We start from the raw sequence: 20,706 nt of genomic DNA on the forward strand, positions 1-20,706 counted from the left end.
GCTGGGCCTACTCGCGTACCAGGACCTTCGGCTCCGGGTCGGCCTCGGGCTCGTTCCCGCGGCCCTCCTCGCTGATCCCGCGGAAGCCGCGCAGCGGGGCCGGGGCCCACCAGGTGGCCTTGCCGAAGACGGACATCAGCGCCGGGACGAGCAGGCAGCGCACGAGTGTGGCGTCGACGAGCACGGCCAGGGCCACTCCGAGGCCCAGCATCTTCGTGATGGTGATCTCGGAGGTGCCGATGGCCACCATCACGATGGCGAGGATGACCGCCGCCGCGGTGATGACGCCGCCGGTCTGGGCGATGCCGGCGGCCACGGCCGCGCGGTGGTCCCCGGTGCGGTCGTGGTTCTCCTTGATCCGCGACAGCACGAAGAGGCTGTAGTCCATCGAGAGCCCGAAGGTCATGCAGAACATGAGCACCGGCAGCGAGGTCTCGATGAACCCGGTGGCCGTGAAGCCGAGGGCGCCGCTGAGGTTGCCGTCCTGGAAGACCCACACCGAGGCACCGAACATGGCCGTCAGGCTGAGCGCGTTGAGCACGACGGCCTGGAGGGGCAGGACGAACGAGCCGGTCATCACATAGACCATGAGCAGCGTCACCACGAGGATGAACAGCAGTGCCCACGGCAGCAGTTCGCCGATGACGTCCTTGCTGTCGACGAGCATCGCGGCCTGCCCGCCGACGCTGACCGGGAAGGACGTCTCGACGTCCCGCACCTCCCGCACCATCTGCTGGCTCTCGGCCGAGATGGCCTCGACCGTGCCGTCCGGCCACACCGTCAGATAGCTGACGCCGTCCACGGCGCGGGCGGCGCTCAGCTGCGTGGGTGGCCGCACCCGTTCGCCCTCGCGGTAGCTGCCGGTGGGGCTGTCCACCCGCCCCACGTGGTCCAGCGTGGACAGCTCGGCCGCGAAGGCGGCCACGCCCCCGGCCGGGGCCCGGTCGGCGAGGACGTCGATGCCGGCCGTCGGGCTGCCGGGGAAGACGTCCCGGATGGTGTCGTGGACCGCGCGCGGCTCGGAGCCCTTCCCGAGCTGGCGGTCGTCGACGGTGCCGAACTCCGCGCCGAGGAAGGGGAGTCCGAGCACGACGAGGAGGGCGGTGATACCGACGGTCACCACGGGGCCCCGGCGCATCGCGCCGCCCGCGACGGCGCGCCAGCGCCGCTCGGCCGCCGCCTCGCGGGCCGCCCGGTCGCCCCGGACGAGGCGCCAGGAGTCGACCCGGTGCCCGAGCAGGAGCAGCAGCGCGGGCAGCACGGTGAGGGCCGCCAGTGCCGCGAGGGCGACGACCGAGATCCCCGCGTACGCGAAGGAACGCAGGAAGTACATCGGGAAGATGAGCATGGCGGAGAGCGAGACCGCCACGACGAAGGCCGAGAAGAGGACCGTGCGGCCGGCGGTGCGCAGGGTGGCGGCCAGGGCCCGGGCGGGCTCCGGGTCCTTCTTCAGCTCCTCGCGGAAGCGGCGCACGATGAGCAGCGCGTAGTCGATCGCCAGGCCGAAGCCGAGCGCGGTGGTGAGGTTCTGCGCGAAGACGGAGACGTCCGTGAACTCGGTGATGCCGGTCAGCACGGCGCTCGTGCCCATGATCGCGACGATGCCGATGGCCAGCGGCAGCAGGGCGGCGACGACGCTGCCGAAGGCGACCAGCAGGATCAGCAGGACGACGGGGAGGGCGATGATCTCCGCCTTCACCAGGTCCTCGGCCGTCTGCGTCTGGGACTCGTTGCGGACGGCGACGGTGCCTCCGAGGCTCACCTCCAGCTCGCCGATCTCACCGCGGTAGTCGTCCTCGATCCGCTCGAAGACCTCACCCGCCGCCGTCTCGTCGCCCTTGATGTGGGCGATGACGAGGGCGTGTTCACCGTTCTCCGCGCGCAGCGCCGGGTCCTTCGTCTGCCAGTAGCCGACGACGCCGGTGATGCCCTCCTCGCCGGCGAGCCGCTCGGCCAGTCGCGTGCCCTGTCGCGCGACCTCCGGGTCGTCCACCGAACTGCCGTCCGGGCTGTCCACCAGCAGCACCAGGTTGGGGCGGCTGGCCGGGAACTTGTCGTTCATCACCTCGGCGGCCCGGCTCGACTCCGCGGCCGGGTCCTCCGTGCCGCCCAGCTGGAGCCGGTCGGTGAGCTGCCCGCCGACGACGACGGCTCCCGCCAGCAACAGCGTGGTGACTAAGAGCAACAGCCTGGGGCGTGAGGAGATCCTGAGGAAGAGGTTCATGAGGGTGTGACCACCGAATCAGCGAGGGGTTTCGGTCGGGGGACGGGCGGCGGAACCTCAGGGCTTGGTGACCGCGAAGACGAACGCCGACCCGAACTTGACCAGCCGGTAGTCCGTGAACCCTACCTTTTCCAGGTGTTCCGGCAGCGTGCGCAGATCGGTGCGGCGGATGCCGGTGAGGCGCACGCCGAGCCGGCTGCTGACGCGGTCGTTGAGGGCGAAGGTGCTGGCCGTGTAGACGCCGCCGGGCTTCAGCAGCCGGTACACCTCGCGGTAGGCCGCCTCCGGGTCCGCGTACAGGTGCAGCGACCCCGGGTTGTTGACGCCGTCGAAGGACTCGTCCTTGAAGGGCAGGCCGCGCACGTCGCCACGGACGAACTCCACGTTGCGGCGGCCGACGGTCTCCTCGTAGGCCTTCTTCAGCATGGCCACGGAGATGTCCAGGCCGACGATCGTGGCGTCCGGGAGCTCGGCGGCGAGCTGGTCGGTGAACCAGCCGGCGCCGCAGGAGAGGTCGAGCCAGGCGCCCTTGCGCGACTCCTCCAGCTTCAGCCAGGAGCGGTAGACGTCGAACTCCTCCCGGTAGCTGGGGACGTGGCTGCCGAAGCCGGCGAAGAGGCGGGCGAAGAACGGCCGCATGGCCACCTCGTACAGCCGCACGAACGCCTTGCTCTCCATGAGCTGCTGGGCGGTCGTGGGGGCGGCCGGGTCGGGCTTGCCGGCCTCCTGCACGAGGTCGGCGAACTCCTCGTGGACGAGGGAGGCCCGGCCGCAGGAGGCGCACTCCAGCCTGCGCCCGGAGCTCTGCTTGATCTCGCCCGAGCACACCGGGCAGGCGAGGAGGTCCAGTACCTGAGGCTGCATGTCGTGATCCCTCTTCTCTCAGTTTCCGTTGGGGGTGTTCGCGGGGCCGCCGACGACGGCGTCGAGCAGCTTGGCGAGCTGCTCGACGTGCGGGGCGGCGAGCATGGTCAGGTGGTCGCCGGGGGTCTCGTGCACCTCGACGGGGTTGCTGGTGAAGCGGCCCCAGCCGCGCGCCGGGTCGTCCAGCGTCCAGGCGATGACCTCGGGGGGCACGTTGTCGGGGTGCAGGTCGGCGGCGCGGAAGAGGGTGAGCGTCCCCTCGTAGGGCCGCTCGGGAACGTAGCGGCTGAGCTGGTCGGCGATGTAGGCCTGGATGAAGCCGCGCAGCTGGAACGCGTCGTCGAACTCGGGCGGCAGAACGCCGTGTTCGGCGAGCAGCTCGCGCAGGTAGGCGTGCTGACCCGCCTCGTCCAGCGCGGCGACCTCGGCACGGTCGACGGTCAGGTCGCGCTGGAAGATCCGGCCGAAGACGCTGACGAGCGACTCCAGCCAGTCCGCGCGCTCCCAGGTCGCGAAGTGCCGCTGCCGCTCGGGCAGCGGGGCCGCGGTGTCCAGCAGGCCGACGAGCCCCACCTCCTTGCCGCGCTCCCGCAGCCGGGCGGCGAGCTCCATGGCCACGTGCCCGCCGAAGGAGTGGCCGACGAAGTGGTACGGGCCCTCGGGCTGCACGTCGAGCACCAGGTCCAGGTACTGGTCGGCCAGATCGGGCACGAGGGTGTCGGTGGAGACGGAGTCGGTGAACAGCGGCTGCAGCCCGTACGGGGAGAACCGCTCGGGGAGACGGCCGACCAGCTCGTGGAAGTAGACGAGGTTGCCGCCGGCGCCCGGCAGGAGGAACAGCGGGACCTCCCCGCCCGGCCGCAGGGTGACGAGCCGTTCCCGGACCGCCTCCGTGCCCCGGTCGAGCGTCTCGGCCATCGCCGCGATCGTCGGCCCCTGGAACAGGGTGGCCAGCGGGAGCCGGCGGCCGAACCGGCGCTCGACCTCGGCCAGCAGCATCACGGCGAGCACCGAGTTGCCGCCGAGCCGGAAGAAGTCGTCGTGCACGCCGAGCGACCGCTCGCCGAGCACCTCCTCCCACAGCACCGCCAGCCGCATCTCGGTCAGGCCGCGCGGTGCCGTGTGCTCGGCCGCCCGGGTGCCGCCCGCGGGCTCGGGCAGGGCGCGGCGGTCCACCTTGCCGTTGGGGGTGTGCGGGAGTTCGGCCAGCTCCAGCAGCGCGGCCGGGAGCATGTAGGCGGGCAGCCGGTCGGCGATGTGGGCGCGTACGGCCGGGACGGAGAGCCCTGCCCCGGGGCGGGCGACGACGTAGCCGGCGATGCGGCGGTCGACCCCGGTTCCGTGGACGGTGGCGGCGGCCTCGGCGACGTCCGGGTGGGACTGGAGGGCCGCCTCGATCTCGCCCAGTTCGACGCGGTAGCCGCGGACCTTGACCTGGTGGTCGGTGCGGCCGATGAACTCCAGGGTGCCGTCGGGCCGGTAGCGCACCAGGTCGCCGGTGCGGTACATGCGGCCCCCGACGGCCCTGAACGGGTCGGGGACGAAGCGCTCCTCGGTCAGCTCGGGCCGGTCCAGGTAGCCGCGGGTGACGCCGTCCCCGGCGATGTACAGCTCCCCGGGAACGCCGACCGGCACCGGCTCGCCCGCGGCGTCCAGGACGTACAGCGCGGTGTTGAGGACGGGCCGCCCGATGTACGCGGAGCCGTCCGGGTCCACCCGGTGGGTGCTGGACCAGATGGTGGTCTCGGTGGGCCCGTACATGTTCTGGACGCGGGCGTCGGTGAGTTCGGTGAGCCGGGCGGCCAGTGTCGCGGGCAGCTCCTCGCCGCCGAGCAGCAGCAGCCTCAGCCGTCCGAGCGCCTCGGGCCCGCCGGGTTCGGCGAGGACCATGGCCGCCTGGGAGGGCGTGCACTGGAGGTGGGTGACGCCGTGGCGCTCGATGAGCGCGGGCACCGAGTGGTCTCCGGATGCGCTGTCCGCCTCGCGCCGCGCGTGCAGTTCGCGGGCCTCGGCGAGCAGCGGCAGCGAGTCGAGGACGGCGTCGTCGTCGAGGCCGAAGTCGATGAGGCAGGCGATCTCGTCGACGCCGGTGTCCGCGATGGCGTCCAGCCGCCGGGTGACCTGCTCGCTGGTGCCGAAGAGGGCGGCGGTGTCGTAGAAGCGGTCGAAGGCGTGGTCGAGAAGGGCGTTCAGGTCCTCCTCGGAGAGTGCGTCGAGGTCGTCGCCGAGCCCCATGGTGCGGGCGAGGTTGCCGATGAGCCCGAGCGAGGAGGCCAGGTAGTCGCGGAAGGGTCCGCGGACGGTCTCCCGGACGGTGTCGGCGTCGCGGCCCACGTAGGTGTGGACCATGAGCGTCACCTGGCCGGGGCCCTCGTGTCCGGCCGCCGCGCGGGCCGCGCGGTAGACGTCGATCTTCTCGGCGAGCTGGTCGAGGTCCTGGCCGAGGAGGTGGGTGAGGACGTTGGTGCCGGACTCACCGGCGGCGCGGAACGTCTCCGGGCTCCCGGCGGCCGTCACCCACAGCGGCAGTTCGGGCTGGACGGGCCGCGGGAGGGGCCGCACGCTGGTCGGCTTCCCGTAGCCGTTGGGCAGTTCGACGGCGCCTCCGGCCCACAGCGAGCGGATCGTCTCGATCCCGTCGAGCATGACCTGCTTGCGGTCGGCGTAGTGGTCGGGGGCGAGGACGAAGTCGTCGGCCTGCCAGCCGGAGGCGACGGACAGGCCCACCCGGCCGCCGGAGAGGTTGTCGACGACCGACCACTCCTCCACCACGCGCAGCGGGTTGTGCAGCGGCAGGACGACGCTGCCCGCGCGGATGGCGACGCGCTCGGTGACGGCGGCGAGCGCGGCGCTGACCACCGAGGGGTTGGGATAGATGCCGCCGAAGGCGTGGAAGTGCCGCTCGGGGGTCCACACCGCCTCGAAGCCGTGGGCGTCGGCGAACCGGGCGCCCTCCGTCAGCAGCCGGTAGCCGCCGGCGGCCGACCGGCCCTCGGTCGCGGAGGCGCTGGCGAAGTAGAACAGGCTGAGGCTGGCCGTGCCGCCGGGCGTGCGGTCGGGCAGCCGGGCGGCGTCCGGCTGGACGACGACGCTCGACCCCTGGGTGAGGGTCCACAGCAGTTCGAGCACCGAGATGTCGAAGGAGGCCGTGGTGACGCCGAGCCAGGTGCCGACGCCCTCCTCCGCGAACTCCCGGGTCATGGCGGCGAAGAAGTTGACGACGTTGCGGTGCTCGACCATCACGCCCTTGGGACGGCCGGTCGAACCGGAGGTGTAGATGGTGTAGGCGAGGTCCGAGGGCGTGGCGGCGGGGGCCGCGTTCGGGGCCGAAGCCCCGGTGTCCTCGGGCTCGTCCAGGCACACGAGCCGGGTGGACTCGGGGCGGCGCAGCGTCGAGCGGAGGGCGGAGACGGTGAGCAGGAGCGGCGCACCGGCGTCCTGGAGGATGTAGTCGTTGCGCTCGGGAGGCGCCGCCGGGTCCAGCGGGAGGTAGGCCGCGCCGGACTTGAGCACCGCGAGCAGCGCGGTGACGAGGGCGGGCGTGCGCGGCAGGCACAGGCCCACCAGGACGCCGGGGCCCGCGCCGTGCGCCCGCAGCCGCGCGGCCAGCCGCTCGGCCTCGGCGTCCAGTTCGGCGTAGCTGAGGAGGGTGTCGCCCTGCACCACGGCGGGGGCCTCCGGGGTGGCCGCCGCCTGGCGTTCGACGAGCTCGTGCACGGTGGCCTCGGGGATCTCCCCCTCGGTGGCGTTCCAGTCGGTGAGGAGCTGCCGGCGCTCCTCGGCGCTCAGGAGGGCGAGCCGGGCGAGCGGGGTGCCGGGCTCGGCGACGGCGTGCTCCAGCACGGCGCGCCAGTGGCCGACATAGCGCTCGGCGGTGGCGGCGTCGAACAGGTCGGTGGCGTACTCCAGCGAGCCGTGCAGCCCCTCGGGGCCCTCCTCGGCGATGAGCGTCGTGTCGAACTTGGCGGTGCCGGTGTGGACCTCGCGCAGCTCGCACTCCAGGCCCGGCAGCCGGAACGTCTCGGCGTTGGCGTTCTGGAGGATGAACATGTGCTGGAACAACGGGCTGTAGCTGAGCGTGCGCTCCGGCTGCTGGAGGTCCACGAGCTGCTCGAAGGGCAGGTCCTGGTGGTCGAAGGCGGCCAGCGACGTGGTCCGCACCCGCTCCAGCAGCTCCTCGAAGGTCGGGTCGCCCGCGGCGTCCACGCGCATGACGAGGGTGTTGACGAAGAAGCCGATCAGGGGCTCCACCTCGGGACGCGGCCGGCCGGCCACCGGTGTGCCCACCGGGACGTCGGTGCTGCCCGACAGCCGGGCCAGGACCACCGACCAGGCGGCGAGCAGGACCATGTACGTCGTGCAGCCGTGGGCGCGCGCCAACGCCTCGACGCGGTCGAGGAGTTCGCGTGGCAGGGTGTAGGGCACGGCGGCGCCGCGGTAGGACTGGGCGGCCGCCCGGGGCCGGTCGGAGGGCAGGTCCAGCAGGGCGGGGAGGCCGTCGAGCTGCCGCCGCCAGTGGGCGATGTCCTCGGCGAGGCTCTCCTCGGTGAGGTGCTCGTGCTGCCAGGCCGCGTAGTCGGCGTACTGGACACCCAGTTCGGGCAGCCCGGCCTCCGTGCCGCCCCCGGCGTAGACGTCGTAGAGCGCGAACAGCTCCCGGAAGAGGATGCCCAGCGACCAGGCGTCGGCGGCGATGTGGTGCACCGACAACAGCAGGTGGGCACGTCCGGGGCCCTCGTGGACGAGGGTGGTGCGCAGCAGCGGCGCGGCGCCCAGGTCGAAGGGGCGGGACGCCTCCTCGCGGGCCAGCTCGTCGACGGTCTCGCCCGGGGCGAGGTGCCGCTCGGGCAGCGGCACCTCGGCGGGCGGCACCACCGCGGCCGTGGGCTGCTCGCCCTCGACGCGCACCACGGTGCGCAGGGCCTCGTGCCGCCGGACCAGTTCGGTCACGGCCCGGCGCAGGGCGGCGGCGGTCCCGGTGTCCACGGTCCCGTTCAGCGTCACCCGGCCGGAGAGGTTGTAGGCGGCGGCGCCGCTCTCCGGGAGCATCTGGGCCATGACCCACATGCGCCGCTGGCCGTGGGACAGCGGCAGCCGGTCCCCGGTGCGGTCGGTGGGCCGGACCGGCGGGCGCTCGCCCGCGCGGCCGCCGCGCACCGACCGCAGCAGCTCGACGAGGGCGGGCCGGTGCTCCTTGATCCGTTCGCGCAGCGCGTCGTCGAGGGCGCCCGGCGGTGCGCTGAACCGCAGCCGCCCCTCGTCCTCCCAGAGGTTGATGTCGCGGCCGCGCAGCTCCGCGAGGAGTTCGATGTGGGCGCTCACAGCTCTCCCTCTTCCCGGTCCTCGTCGTGGTTCGTGTCGGCGGGTGCGGGCCCGGCGGCGGCCCACAGGAGCGTGTCCAGGTTGCGGGCGACCCCGGCGACGGTCGGGTCGGCGAAGAGGACCTGCACGGTGAGGTCCACGCCGTGCTCCTGGCTGAGCCGCAGCGCGGCCCGCGTGACGGCCAGCGAATGGCCGCCGAGGTGGAAGAAGTTGTCCTCGGCCGTGACCTGTGGGAGGCCGAGGACCTCGGCGAAGACGGCGGCCACGGACTTCTCGGTCGGCGTTCCGGGCTCCCGTCCGGCCCGCTCCTGGGCGGCCGGAACGGGCAGTTCCCTGCGCGCTACCTTGCCGGCGGCGGTGAGCGGCAGGGCGTCGAGCCGGACGAGGACCGTGGGCACCATGTACTCCGGCAGCCGCTCGGCGCAGTGCTGCCGCAGCTCCGCCACCGCGGGACCGGCGGCCCCCTCGGCGTCGGCGGGGACGAACCAGGCGACGAGCGCCTGGCCGGCCCCGGCGCCACGGGTCTCCACGACGGTTTCGCGGACACCCGGGTGGGCGAGCAGGGCGGCCTCGATCTCGCCGAGTTCGACGCGGTAGCCGCGCACCTTGACCTGGTGGTCGATGCGGCCGAGGTACTCCAGCGTGCCGTCGGCGCGGTGGCGGGCGAGGTCCCCGGTGCGGTACATCCGCTCCCCGGGCCGGTTGGGGTCGTCGACGAAGCGCTCGGCGGTGAGGTCGTCCCGGTGCAGGTAGCCGAGCGCGAGGCAGTCGCCCGCGACGCAGACCTCACCGGCGACGCCCTGGGGCACGGGGACGTCGTGCCGGTCCAGGAGCTGGATGCGCGTGTTGTCGACGGGGCGCCCGATGGGCGGCAGGGCCTCCCAGGTGTCCGGGCCGCCGGTGAGGGTGTGCGAGGTGATGACGTGCGCCTCGGAGGGGCCGTACTGGTTGTGCAGCCGCGCCCCGGTGTGGCGGAAGAAGGCGCGCAGCTCCCCGGTGACGTGGAGCTGCTCCCCCGCGGTGAAGACGTCGCGCAGGGACACGGGCCACAGGCCGCGGGCCTCGGCGACCTCGGCGAGCTGCTGGAGGGCCACGAAGGGCAGGAACAGCCGGGTGACGCCCTGTTCGTGGAGGAACGGCAGCAGGCGCAGGGCGTCGCGGCGCGTGTCCTGGTCGACGAGGACGAGAGTCGCCCCGGCCGCCCAGGCTCCGAAGGCCTCCTGCATGCACACGTCGAAGTGCAGCGGGCTGAACTGCAGGACGCGGTCGTCCTCCGCGAAGGGGAACGTGGCGGTCTGCCAGGCCAGCAGGTTGGCGAGGGCGCCGTGGCGCATGGCGATGCCCTTGGGGCGGCCGGTGGAGCCCGAGGTGTAGATGACGTACATGAGGTCGTCGCGGTCGGTGGTGGTCTGCGCCTGCGGCTCCGGGCCGCCAGGGGCCCCGGCGGCGTCGGCCTCGACGGCGGCGGCGTCGGCCTCGGCCTCCGTGGGCAGGGTGTCGAGCCGCAGCAGGCGGGCCGTGGCCGGTACCGCGAGCTCGGTGTCGGCGAGCACCAGCGGGCAGCGGGCCTCGTCGAGCATCTCCGCCGTGCGTTCGACGGGGTGGTCCGGGTCGAGGGGCAGGAAGGCGCCGCCCGCCTTGAGGACGGCCAGCATGGCGACGATCTGCCGCACCGAGCGCCGGGCGTAGAGCCCGACGAGCGTGCCCCGGGTGACCTCGTGGCGGCGCAGCAGCGCGGCGAGCCGGTCGCTCTCGGCGTCCAGCTCGGCGTAGGTCAGCGCCTGGTCGCCGTGGACGAGCGCGGTGGCCTCCGGCCTGCGCGCGGCCTGCTCGGTGACGTACCGGTGCACGGGGCGGTCGAGGTCCACCGGGCGGGCCGCGCCGGTCCCGGCGCGCAGGACCTCCTCGCGGCGCTCGGCACCGAGGAGCGGGAGCGTGGAGACCGGGCGGCCGGGGTCCGACAGGGCCGCGTCGGTGAACGTCCGGAAGGACTCGGCGAGTCGCTCGGCGGTCGCGGCGTCGAAGAGGTCCTCCGCGTACTCCAGGGAGCAGACGAGGCGGTCGCCCTGGTCCTCGGCGAAGAGCGTGAGGTCGAACTTGGCCGTGCCGTTGTGCACGTCCTCGCGCACGGCGGTGAGTTCGCCGGTCCGCAGCTCCCGGAACGGCGACTCGTAGTACGTCAGCATGTTCTGGAAGACGGGGGCGTGGCTGAGCGAGCGGTCCGGGCTCAGCGCCGCCACGACCTGCTGGAAGGGCACGCCGCGGTTCTCGAAGCCCTCCAGGAACGTGCTCTGCACCTGCTGGAGCAGCCCGGTGAAGCTCGGGTCGCCGGACAGGTCGACGCGCAGCGGGAGGGTGCCGACGGAGAAGCCGACGACGGACGCGGCCTCGGGGCGCTCCCGGTTACTCACCGGGGTGCCGACGACGATGTCCTCGACGGCCGCGTGCCGGGCCAGGACCGCCGCCCAGCAGGTGATCAGCAGGACGTAGGGGGTGACGCGGGCCGCCGCCGCGACCTCGCCGAGCCGCGTCGTGGCCTCGGCGTCCAAGGTGAAGGGGACCACCGCGCCGCGGTAGGACTGGCGGGCCGGGCGGCTCCGGTCGCCGGGGAGGTCGAGCAGCGGGGCGGCGCCGGAGAGCCGCTCGCGCCAGTAGGCGAGCTGCCGGTGGGCCGTGGCGGGCGAGAGGGAACGGCGCTGCCACTCGGCGACGTCGACGTGGTGCACGGACAGCGGCGGCAGGCTGGTGGGCTCGGCCTCGGCCTCGTAGAGCCGGAACAGCTCCCGGAAGAACACCGAGAGCGCGGAGGCGTCGGCGGCGATGTGGTGCACGGCGATGGCCAGCCGGGCCTCCCGCGGTCCGGTGGTGGCCAGGACGGCGCGCAGGAGCCGCCCCTCGGCGAGGTCGAAGGGCTCGCGGGCGCAGGTGCGGGCCAGCTCCTCCCAGGCGGCGTCGCGCTCCCCCTCGGGCAGGTGGGTGAGGTCCACCCGCTGGACGGGCAGCGGGCCCTCGGGCAGCACGAGCTGCTCGGGTGTGCCGTCGGGACCGGCCCGGAAGGCGGTGCGCAGGGCCTCGTGCCGGCCCGCCATGTGGTTCAGGCACTCCAGCAGCAACTCGGTGCGCAGGGGCCCGGTCAGCCGGACGCCGCCGCTGAGCACGTAGGTCGGCTGGTGGCCCTCGACGTGGTCGAGGAGCCACAGCGCCTCCTGCCCGGCGGAGAGCGGGAAGGCCCGGCCGTCGCGGGGCAGCGGCCGGATGGGGGCGTCGGCCGCGGCCTCGGCGCGCAGGTGGGCGAGGAGGCCGGGCTTGTGCTCCCGCAGCCGGTCCCGCAGCGCGGGTGTGAGGGCGCCCTTCGCGGCGGAGACCCGCAGCTCCTCGCCGTCGAGGCTCAAGCGTACGCGGGCGGCGGCCAGTTCGTCGAGCAGGGCGGCGAGCGCGGCGCCGTCGACCGTCGTCGTATCGTTCGGGTGGCTCATCGTGTCCTCTCCCCCGTTCACAGCGTGAACTCCTCTCGTTCCTCGGCCTCGTCCGTCGCGTCCACCGCGCCGGCGAGGAGTTCCAGCACGAAGGCGGTCAGCTCCTCCACGCTCGTGCCCTGCAGGAGCCGCACCATCGGGACGACGACGCCGAGGTCCGCCTTGACGCGGTTGCGCAGGTCGAGCGACATCAGCGAGTCCATGCCCATCTCGTTGACGGGCTGCTGGCGGTCGATGTCGGCGGCGTCGCCGCGCAGGACGGCGGCCAGCCGCTCCGTCAGGTAGTCGCCGACGAGGGCCGCCCGCGCCGCGGGGCCGGCCTCGGCGTAGCGACGCAGCAGCTCGGGCGAGCCGGTGTCGCCGGACTCGTCGAGGAAGCCCGCGAACTGCCGGGTGACCCGGGCGGTGGGGACGGCTCCGAAGACGTCCGGCCAGGCGAGCCGGGCGACGGTGACCTGCTGCGGGTCGACGTGCAGCACCCGGTCGAGGACCGTCAGCCCCTCGGCGGGGCTCATGCTGCCCACGCCCATGCGCGAGAGCTGGTCGAGCCCGTCCTCACGGACGGCCAGGCCGATCTCGTTCCACGGGCCGTAGCCGAGCCCGACGCCCGCCCGGCCGCTGGCGCGGCGGTGGTGGGCGAGGGCGTCGACGAAGGCGTTGGCGGCCGCGTAGTTGGCGGCGCCGACGCCGACCGGCCCGAACACGGCGGGCAAGGCGGAGACCATGAGGAACATCCGGGCGTCGTCGAAGACGCGGTGCAGGTTCCAGCTTCCGGCGATCTTGGGCGCGGCCACCTCGCGGAGCCGTTCGGTCTCCAGGTCGGCCAGCATCGCGCCGCTCACCACACCGGCCAGGTGCAGGACGCCGGCCACGGGCGGGAGGCCGGCCTCGGTGAGCCCGTCGCGCAGGGCGGCCACCTCGGCGGCGGAGGCGATGTCGGCGCGGGCGACGTGGACCCGGGCCCCCAGGGCCGTCAGCTCCTCGACCGCGGCCCGCTGCTCCTCGGTGCGCACGCCGCTCCGGCCGGTCAGGGCCAGGAACCGGGCGCCGCGGCGCACGAGGTGCCGGGCCAGGGCCAGGCCGAGGTCGCCGAGGCCGCCGGTGACGAGGTAGGTGCCGGCGGGGTCGAGGCGGGGCGACGGGTCCGCGGGGCGGGCCAGCCGCTCGTCACGGACCAGGCGCGGGCCGAACAGCCTGCCGCCGCGCACGGCGAGTTGGTCCTCGAAGGCGCCCCGGTCCCCGGCGTCGGCTCCGGCCTCGCCACCGGAGACGAGGGCCGCCGCCACGAGGACGGCCGCGCCGCCGTCCGGCGCGCCGCCGCCGTCCGACGGTTCGGTCCCGGTCCCGGCCGGGGCGTAGTCGATGACGCCGCCCCACACCTCGGGCTGTTCGGCCGCGAGGACGCGGCCCATGCCCCAGACGGGGGCCTGGTGCACGCCGGAGGCGGTGACCGGAGATCCGGCGGCGGGCTGGGCGCCTCGCGTGAGGAACCACAGCCGCCCGGCCCGGGTCGGGTCGTCCAGCTCGAGGCAGCTGCGGATCAGGGCCAGGGCGGCCTCACCGCAGCCCCGCTGGGCCGCGGTGACGTCCTCGGTGGCGGCGTCGGCGTCGTCGGGCGCGTCCATCGGCCAGAACATGGCGACGCCGCTGAGCCGTTCGGCGGCGACGGCCCGGTAGAGCGCGCGGCGCACCCGGACGGGGTCGGGTTCGCCCTCGGCGTGAACGAGTTCGGTGCGGTGCCCGGCGGCGGTCAGCTCCGCCGCGAGCGCCTCCCCGGCGCCCGCCGCGTCGGCGAAGACGAGCCAGCGTCCGGGACCGGCAGCGGGGTCGGCCTCGGGTGCGGCGACCTCGGTCCAGTCGGTGCGGTAGCACAGCTCGGCGCCCGGATCACCGGAGCCGGACGCGTCGTCCACCACCCGCATGCGCAGGCCGTGCGCCCGCACCAGCACCCCAGCCTCGTCGAACACCCGGACGTCGGCGACGAGTTCGTCGGTGGCCTCGGCGGCGCGGGTGCGGACGACGTGGGAGTACACGGTGCCCTCGGGCTTGCGGTGCACCTCCAGGGTGCCGACGCCCACCGGCAGGTTGAGCGCGCCCGTGCCGTCCAGGGCTCCGGGGGCCAGCACGCCGAGCAGCAGGAACGCGTTGTCCAGCAGGGCAGGGTGGAACTCGTAGCCGTCGCCCTCCCCGCCGGGCGGGAGCCGCAGCCGACCGAGGACCTCGTCCTCACCCACCCACAGGGTCTCCAGGCAGCGCATCCGCGGCCCGTAGGCGGCGCCCGCCGCCTCGACGTCGGTGAAGAACTTCCCGGCGTCCACCTCGGTGGCGCACCGGGCCCGGATGACCTCGGGGTCGTCCGCCCAGCGCGGCCCCGGCTCCACGGACGGCACGGGGAACGCGGCCTGTGGGCTCCGGTCCGCCGTGCCCGGGTCGCGCACCTCCGGGTCCGCCTCGGCGAGTTCGCGCAGCCGGTTCAGCTGCGGGAGGCCGTCCAGCACCTGGTCGGCGGGCGGCCCGAAGTCCAGCAGGCAGGCGACCTCGTCGACGCCGACGGCCGCCAGCCGCCGCACCAGGGGCAGACACGTCCCGGGGGAGCCGATCAGCGAGCGGGAGGCGGCGAAGCGGTCGTAGAGGAAGCCCACGAACTCCGAGAGCTCCTCCTCCGGCAGCGCGTCCACATCCGTGTCGGCGTCCCGGCCACGGCTGCGGGCGAGGCCCTTGAGCAGCCCCATGTTGCCCTTGAGGTACCGGCAGTACGGGTCGCGGGCGAGCTCGACGGTGGCCTCGTGGTCCTCGCCGACGAAGCTGTGGAGCATGACGGTGACCTGGCCCTCGGCCGGGTCGAAGCCGGCGTCGGCCCGCGCCTTGCGGTACCGGGCGATGTTCTCGGCGAGTCCGTCGACGCCCTGGTCGAGCAGGTGCGTGAGCAGGTTGGCGCCGACCGAGCCCGCCTTGGCGAAGCTGGCCGGGGAGCTGGCCGCCGTCAGCCACAGCGGCAGCTCCGGCTGGACGGGGCGCGGGTAGCTGCGGATGCGGATCGGGGCGCCGGTTCCGCTGGTGGCGGAGGTGGGCTCACCGCGCCACAGGGCGCGCAGCGTGGGCAACGCCTCGTCGAGGTGGGCGGCGCGCTCGCTGTAGCGGTCGGGGAAGAGGGCGAAGTCGTCCGGGTTCCAGCCCGTGGCCAGGGAAAGCCCGGCCCGGCCGCCGGAGAGGTTGTCGACGACCGCCCACTCCTCGGCGACGCGCAGCGGGTTGTGCAGGGGCAGCACGACGCTGCCCGCCCGCAGGCCGATGCGGCTGGTCTCCCGGGCCAGCGCGGCGTGCAGCACCGCCGGGTTGGGGTACAGCGAGCCGAGACGGGTGAAGTGCCGTTCGGGAACCCAGATGTTGAGGAAGTCGTGCTCGTCGCCGTACCGCGCGCTGCGGACGAGCAGGTCGTAACGCTCGCTCCCACTCAGGGAGTTCTCGTCACTGGCGAAGAACATGAGGCTGAATTTCATGAGGTGCCCTCCCCGTTGCTTGCGGCCTTCCCTGCCACGGCGTGCGCCGGCGTCCCGTCCGAGGCCGTGCCGGAGGCGTCGGCCGTGCCCGTCGCGCCGGGCGGGTCGAGGCGGACGAGTCGGGCGCTGGCGTGCTGCGTCCAGCCCGAGGTGTCGGCCTCGCCGCGGCTGTGGACGCTGAAGGCCAGCGGCTCGCCCGGGCGTCCGCGCAGCCCCACCTGGACGACGCGGCCGCCGTCCGCGGGCACGGCCAGGACGCTGTGGTACCGCACGTCGCGCAGCGCGTAGGCCACGTCCGGGGCGAACTCCCGGGCCGCGGCCAGGGCCATCTCGACGTAGGACGTACCGGGGGCGACGACCTGGCCCTGGATGCGGTGGTCGTCCAGGACGGCGACCTGCTCGCGGGCCAGCGTGCGCTGCCAGACGTTGTGTTCGGGCTCGGTGGCGAGCTGCGGCAGCCTGCTTCCCAGAAGCCGGTGGCGTGGTGCTCCCCCGCCGTCGTCCTCCGCGGCCCGCGGCACGGCGGACGGCGCGGCTCCCGGCGCGGCGGACGGTGCGGGCAGCTCGTCGGGCAGCCAGAACCGGCGCCGCTGGAACGGGTAGGTGGGCAGGGCGCACCGGCGGCCCGGGCGGTCGGCGGGCAGCCGCGTCCAGTCCACGGGCGCTCCGGCGGCCCAGGCGGCGGCCAGAGCCTCGGACAGGGCCCGGCCCTCGCCGCGTCCGGCCCGCAGCGAGGAGACCCACGGGCCGCTGCCGCCCTCGGACCTGGCCAGGCGGCGGGCGAGCGGGGCGAGGACGGCGTCCGGGCCGAGCTCGACGCCCAGGACGCAGCCCTCGCGCACGAGGGTGGCGACGCCGTCGGCGTAGCGGACCTCGCGGCGCAGCTGGTCGACCCAGTACTCGGGAGTCGCCATGCGCGGCCCGGCGAGCTGACCGGTCACCGAGGAGACCAGGGGCCGGCTGGGCGGGCTCATCCGCACCCGCCCGGCGGCCTCGGCGAAGGCCTCCAGAACCGGGTCCATCAGCGGCGAGTGGAAGCCGTGCGAGGTGCGGATCTCCTTGGAGAGCACGCCCTGTTCGCGCAGGTTCGCGGCGATGGCCGCGAGCTGCTCGGCGGCTCCGGACAGGACCACCTCCTCGGGGCCGTTGACGGCCGCGACCGCGACCCGGTCCGCGAACGGAGCGATCGCCTCCCGGGCGGGGGCCTCCCCGGTGCGGACGGCCAGCATGGCACCGCCGGAGGGGAGTTGCTGCATCAGCCGGGCGCGGGTGCCCAGCAGTGTCAGCGCGTCCGGCAACTCGAAGACGCCGGCCAGGCAGGCGGCGACGTACTCGCCCACGCTGTGTCCGAAGAGGTAGGTGGGCTCCACGCCCAGGTGCCGCCACAGCGCCGCGAGCGCGTACTCGACGGCGAAGATGGCGGGCTGGGCGAACTCGGTGGCGGCCAGCGCGTCCGCGTCCTGGACGACCTTGTGCAGATCGAGGTTGAGCCGTTCGTCCAGCACTCGGGCGCAGGCGTCGAACGCCTCCCGGAAGACGGGCTGGTGGCGGTGGAGCTCCAGACCCATGCCGACGCGGTGCGAGCCCTGGCCGGTGAAGAGGAAGGCCGTGGCCGGCGCCCGTCGCGGGACCTTGCCGTGGGCCGCGGCGGCGCTCGACCGGCCGGTCTCGGCGTACCGGGCAAGGGCGTGGGCGGCCTCCTGCGCGTCGGCCGCGGTCACCGCCAGGCGCTGCGGCAGCGGGGTGCGGCCGGTGGCGGCGGTGTGGACGACGTCGGCGAAGGCCGGCGCGTCGGGACGGCCGAGGGCGTCGGCGTAGCGGGCGGCGAGGTCGCGTACGGCCTCGCGGGTGCGGGCGGAGAGCACCAGCACCCGGTCGGCGGGCGGCTCCGGCCCGTCCCCGGCGGTGGACTCGTCCGGGGCCGTGGGCTGTTCGGGCGTCGGTTCGGGGGCCGCGGAGAGGACGACGTGCGCGTTGGTGCCGCCGAAGCCGAAGGCGCTCACGCCCGCGGTGCGCCGGCCGGCGGGCCAGGGCCGCGCCTCGGTGGGGATCTCCAGCGGGGAGTCGAGCCCGGCGATGTCCGGGTTGAGCCCGGTCAGGTGCAGGTGCGGCGGGACGGTCGCGTGCTGGAGGGACAGCACGACCTTGATGAGCCCGGCGATGCCGGCCGCCGACTCGGCGTGCCCGATGTTGGTCTTCACCGAGCCGAGGAGGCAGGGTTCGCCCGGGTCGGCGCCGCGCTCCTCGAGGGCCGCGGTCATGGACGCGAACTCGATCGGGTCGCCCAGCGCCGTGCCGGTGCCGTGCGCCTCCAGGTAGCCGAGCTCGCCGGGGGTGACGCCGGCCGCGTCCCAGGCGGCCCGCAGCACGTCCTGCTGCGCCTTGCCGTGCGGGGCGGTCAGCCCGTTCGAGCGGCCGTCCTGGTTCACGGCCGAACCGCGGATGACGGCGTGCACCCGGTCGCCGTCGGCCAGGGCGCGGGAGAGCGGCTTGAGGACGAGGACGCCGCAGCCCTCGGAGCGCACGTAGCCGTCGGCGCGCTCGTCGAAGGCCTTGCAGCGGCCGTCGGCGGCCATCATGCGGGCGCTGGAGAAGACGGAGGTGAAGTCGGGGCTGAGGATGAGGTTCACCCCGGCGGCCAGGGCGACGGTCGACTCGCCGCGCCGCAGCGACTCGCACGCCTGGTGCACGGCGACGAGCGAGGAGGAGCAGGCGGTGTCCACGGCGAGGCTCGGGCCGCGCAGGTCGAGCAGGTAGGACAGCCGGTTGGCGGCGACGCTGAGGGCGTTGCCGGTGCCGTAGTAGGCGTCGAGGGCGGCGGGCGAGCCCGCGGTGAGCCGCGTGTAGTCGTTGTTGCTGATGCCGACGTACACGCCGGTCGCGGAGCGCGCCAGCGAGCCGGGCACGATGGCGGCGTTCTCCAGGGCCTCCCAGGCGACCTCCATGAGCAGCCGCTGCTGCGGCTCGACGGCCACGGCCTCGGCCGGGGAGATGCCGAAGAACTCCGGGTCGAAGTCGGCGATTCCCTCCGTGGTGTCGAGGAATCCGCCCCAGCGGGTACTGGCGGTGCCGGGGTTTCGCAGCTCGGGGTCGTAGAGGGCGTCGGCGTTCCAGCGCTCCTTCGGCACCTCGGTGATGGCGTCCACGCCGTCGCGCAGCAGCCGCCAGAAGGCGTCGGTGTCCGCGGCGCCGGGGAAGCGGCAGGCCATGCCCACGATCGCGACGGGCTCGTCGGCGGCGACGGCGGTCCCGCTCGTCGTCGCCTCGTCCCCGGCGAGGAAGCGGGCGACGTCGTCGGCGGTGGGGTGCTGGTAGAGGAGGGCGGCCGACAGCGTGCGGCCCAGCTCGCGTTCGAGCGTGCCGGAGATCGCCACGGCGGAGGCGGAGTCCATGCCGTAGGTGGCCAGGTTGGCGTGCGGGTCGATCTGCTCGGCCGCCACGCCCAGGTGTCCGGCGACGGCGTCGAGCACCCGGCGCAGGAGCTCCGCACGGCCTTCGGCCGGTCGCTTCCCCCCGGGCGGCGCGGGGGCGGCGGTGGCGCTGTACCAGGCCCCCACCGTGTTCAGGGTCTTCTCCTCGAAGCCCTGCTTGGCCGCCCGTCGGGCGATCTTGCCGCTGGAGGTCTTGGGCACGGTGCGGCTGCGCAGCAGCACGAGGGCGTGGAGGCGGACGTCGTGCTCGGCCAGCACGGCCGTCGCGACGGCCTGGCCGAGCCGTTCGGCGTCCACCGCGTCGGTGCGGACCTCCTGGACGACGACGACACGCTCCTCGCCGTCGGCCTCGACGGCGAACGCCGCGCCGCAGCCGGGCCGGAAGGCCGGGTCCACGGCCTCGACGGTGCGCTCGACGTCCTGCGGGTAGAGGTTGCGGCCGCGGACGATGATGACGTCCTTGATGCGCCCGGTGATGTAGAGCTCGCCCCCGGGGGTGACGAAGCCCTTGTCCCCGGTGGCCACCCACGGCAGCCCGGCGCCGTCGGCGGGCTCGTCCGCGAGCCGGTTGCCGAACGTGGCCGCGCTGAGCTCCGGGCGCCGCCAGTAGCCCTGACCCGCGCTGCGTCCGCTCAGCCAGACCTCGCCGACGGTGTGCGGCTCCAGAGGGCGGCGGGTGTCGGGGTCCACGATGGCGAGCCGCTGGTCGAGGTGGACCCGGCCGCAGCCGACGACGGTGCGCGCGCCGGGCGTGCCCTCGGGCACCTCCACGATCCGGTCCCGCTCCAGCGCGGCGCCCTCGACGTGCAGGACGGCGGGCCCCTCGCCGGGTGTGCCGCTGCTGACGTAGACGGCGTTCTCGGCGAGCCCGTAGCCGGGGTAGAGCGTGCCCGGTGCGAGGCCGTGCTCGGCGTAGGCGGCGGCGAAGGCGGTGAGCGTGTCGGCCCGGATGGGCTCGGCCCCGTTGAGGGCGACGCGCCAGCTGCTCAGGTCGAGCCCGGCCCGGTCCTCGGGACGGGTGCGGCGGACGCACAGCTCGTAGGCGAAGTTGGGGGCGCAGCTGAGGGTGCCGCGGTGCTCGCTGACGGCCCGCAGCCAGCGGATCGGGTCCTGGAGGAAGGCCTCGGGCGGCATGTAGACCAGCTCGGCCTGCCAGTACAGCGCCTGGAGGAGGTTGGCGATCAGCCCCATGTCGTGGAAGAGGGGCAGCCAGGAGACGAACACGGGGCGGTCGCTGTGCCCCATGCCGTGCGCCATCATCTCGATGTTGTGCAGGAGGTTGGCGTGGCTCAGCATCACGCCCTTGGGCGTGCCGGTGGAGCCGGAGGTGTACTGGAGGAAGGCGAGGTCGTCCGGGTCCGGAGCCGGGTCGCGCCACTCCTCGGCGGCCGCGAGCGGGACACGGTCGGTCGCCACCCAGGTCGCCTCGGTGTGGTAGTCGTCGGCGAGCTGGTCGCACAGCCGGCCGGGGGCGGCGACGATCGCGGCGCCGGCGTCCTCGGCCACGGCCTGGAGCCGGGCGGCGTGCTTGTCGGAGCGCGGGGGGTAGGCCGGAACGGCGATCATGCCCGCGTAGAGGCAGCCGAAGAAGGCCACGGCGAACTCGGGACCGGAGGGGAACAGCATGAGCACCCGCTCGCCGGGCTCGTGCAGGCTCCGCAGGTGGGCGCCGATCGCCCGGGCGCGGGTGTCGAGGTCGGCGAACGTCAGCCGTTCGGAGACGTCGACGCCGTCCGCCAGAAAGGTGAACGAGGGGCTTTCGCCGGCCTCCTCGGCGCGCAGGCGCAGGAGTTCCACGAGGTTCCGCGCGGCGGGGGCAGGTGGGACGGGTCGGGAAAAGCTGCTCACGTGTTCCTCTTTCGGAGTAACTCCACGATTGCCCTGCGGCC

The 20,706-nt window shown here is 74.4% G+C and carries 6 protein-coding genes; all 6 read right to left on the reverse strand.

Annotated features, from left to right (window positions below; translation table 11 throughout):
- Positions 1-7: 7 nt before the first annotated feature.
- Genes HPT28_RS15695 through HPT28_RS15720 form a run of 6 tightly spaced genes read right to left on the reverse strand, consistent with a single transcriptional unit; the run spans position 8 to position 20,665 of the window.
- A complete protein-coding gene (locus HPT28_RS15695; RefSeq protein ID WP_219091704.1) occupies positions 8-2,224 on the reverse strand; it encodes an MMPL family transporter in 2,217 nt (738 codons plus the stop codon).
- Between the two features lie 57 nt (positions 2,225-2,281).
- Complete coding sequence (locus HPT28_RS15700; protein WP_219091705.1) at positions 2,282-3,088, reverse strand: class I SAM-dependent methyltransferase; 807 nt, start codon at positions 3,086-3,088, stop codon at positions 2,282-2,284.
- Between the two features lie 18 nt (positions 3,089-3,106).
- Positions 3,107-8,410 carry a MupA/Atu3671 family FMN-dependent luciferase-like monooxygenase gene (locus tag HPT28_RS15705; protein ID WP_219091706.1) on the reverse strand — a complete coding sequence of 1,768 codons (5,304 nt, stop codon included), beginning with the start codon at positions 8,408-8,410 and terminating at the stop codon, positions 3,107-3,109.
- The gene (locus HPT28_RS15710) at positions 8,407-11,886 is read right to left on the reverse strand and encodes a non-ribosomal peptide synthetase (protein ID WP_219091707.1); all 3,480 of its coding nucleotides are present in this window, start codon (positions 11,884-11,886) and stop codon (positions 8,407-8,409) included. The genes HPT28_RS15705 and HPT28_RS15710 overlap by 4 nt, the downstream gene beginning before the upstream one ends.
- 17 nt (positions 11,887-11,903) lie before the next feature.
- On the reverse strand, positions 11,904-15,386 hold the full coding sequence (locus HPT28_RS15715; protein WP_219091708.1) for a bifunctional LLM class flavin-dependent oxidoreductase/SDR family oxidoreductase: 3,483 nt from the start codon (positions 15,384-15,386) through the stop codon (positions 11,904-11,906).
- On the reverse strand, positions 15,383-20,665 hold the full coding sequence (locus HPT28_RS15720) for a type I polyketide synthase (RefSeq protein WP_219091709.1): 5,283 nt from the start codon (positions 20,663-20,665) through the stop codon (positions 15,383-15,385). The genes HPT28_RS15715 and HPT28_RS15720 overlap by 4 nt, the downstream gene beginning before the upstream one ends.
- Positions 20,666-20,706: the final 41 nt, after the last annotated feature.

Origin of the sequence: Streptomyces sp. JJ38 (genome assembly GCF_019303475.1) — a bacterium.
In the GTDB taxonomy this organism is placed as follows: Bacteria; Actinomycetota; Actinomycetes; order Streptomycetales; family Streptomycetaceae; genus Streptomyces.

Coding starts and splice junctions, on each gene's coding strand:
- HPT28_RS15695 (WP_219091704.1), bottom strand. CDS start 2,224: ATGAACCTCTTCCTCAGGATCTCCTCACGCCCCAGGCTGTTGCTCTTA.
- HPT28_RS15700 (WP_219091705.1), bottom strand. CDS start 3,088: ATGCAGCCTCAGGTACTGGACCTCCTCGCCTGCCCGGTGTGCTCGGGC.
- HPT28_RS15710 (WP_219091707.1), bottom strand. CDS start 11,886: ATGAGCCACCCGAACGATACGACGACGGTCGACGGCGCCGCGCTCGCC.
- HPT28_RS15715 (WP_219091708.1), bottom strand. CDS start 15,386: ATGAAATTCAGCCTCATGTTCTTCGCCAGTGACGAGAACTCCCTGAGT.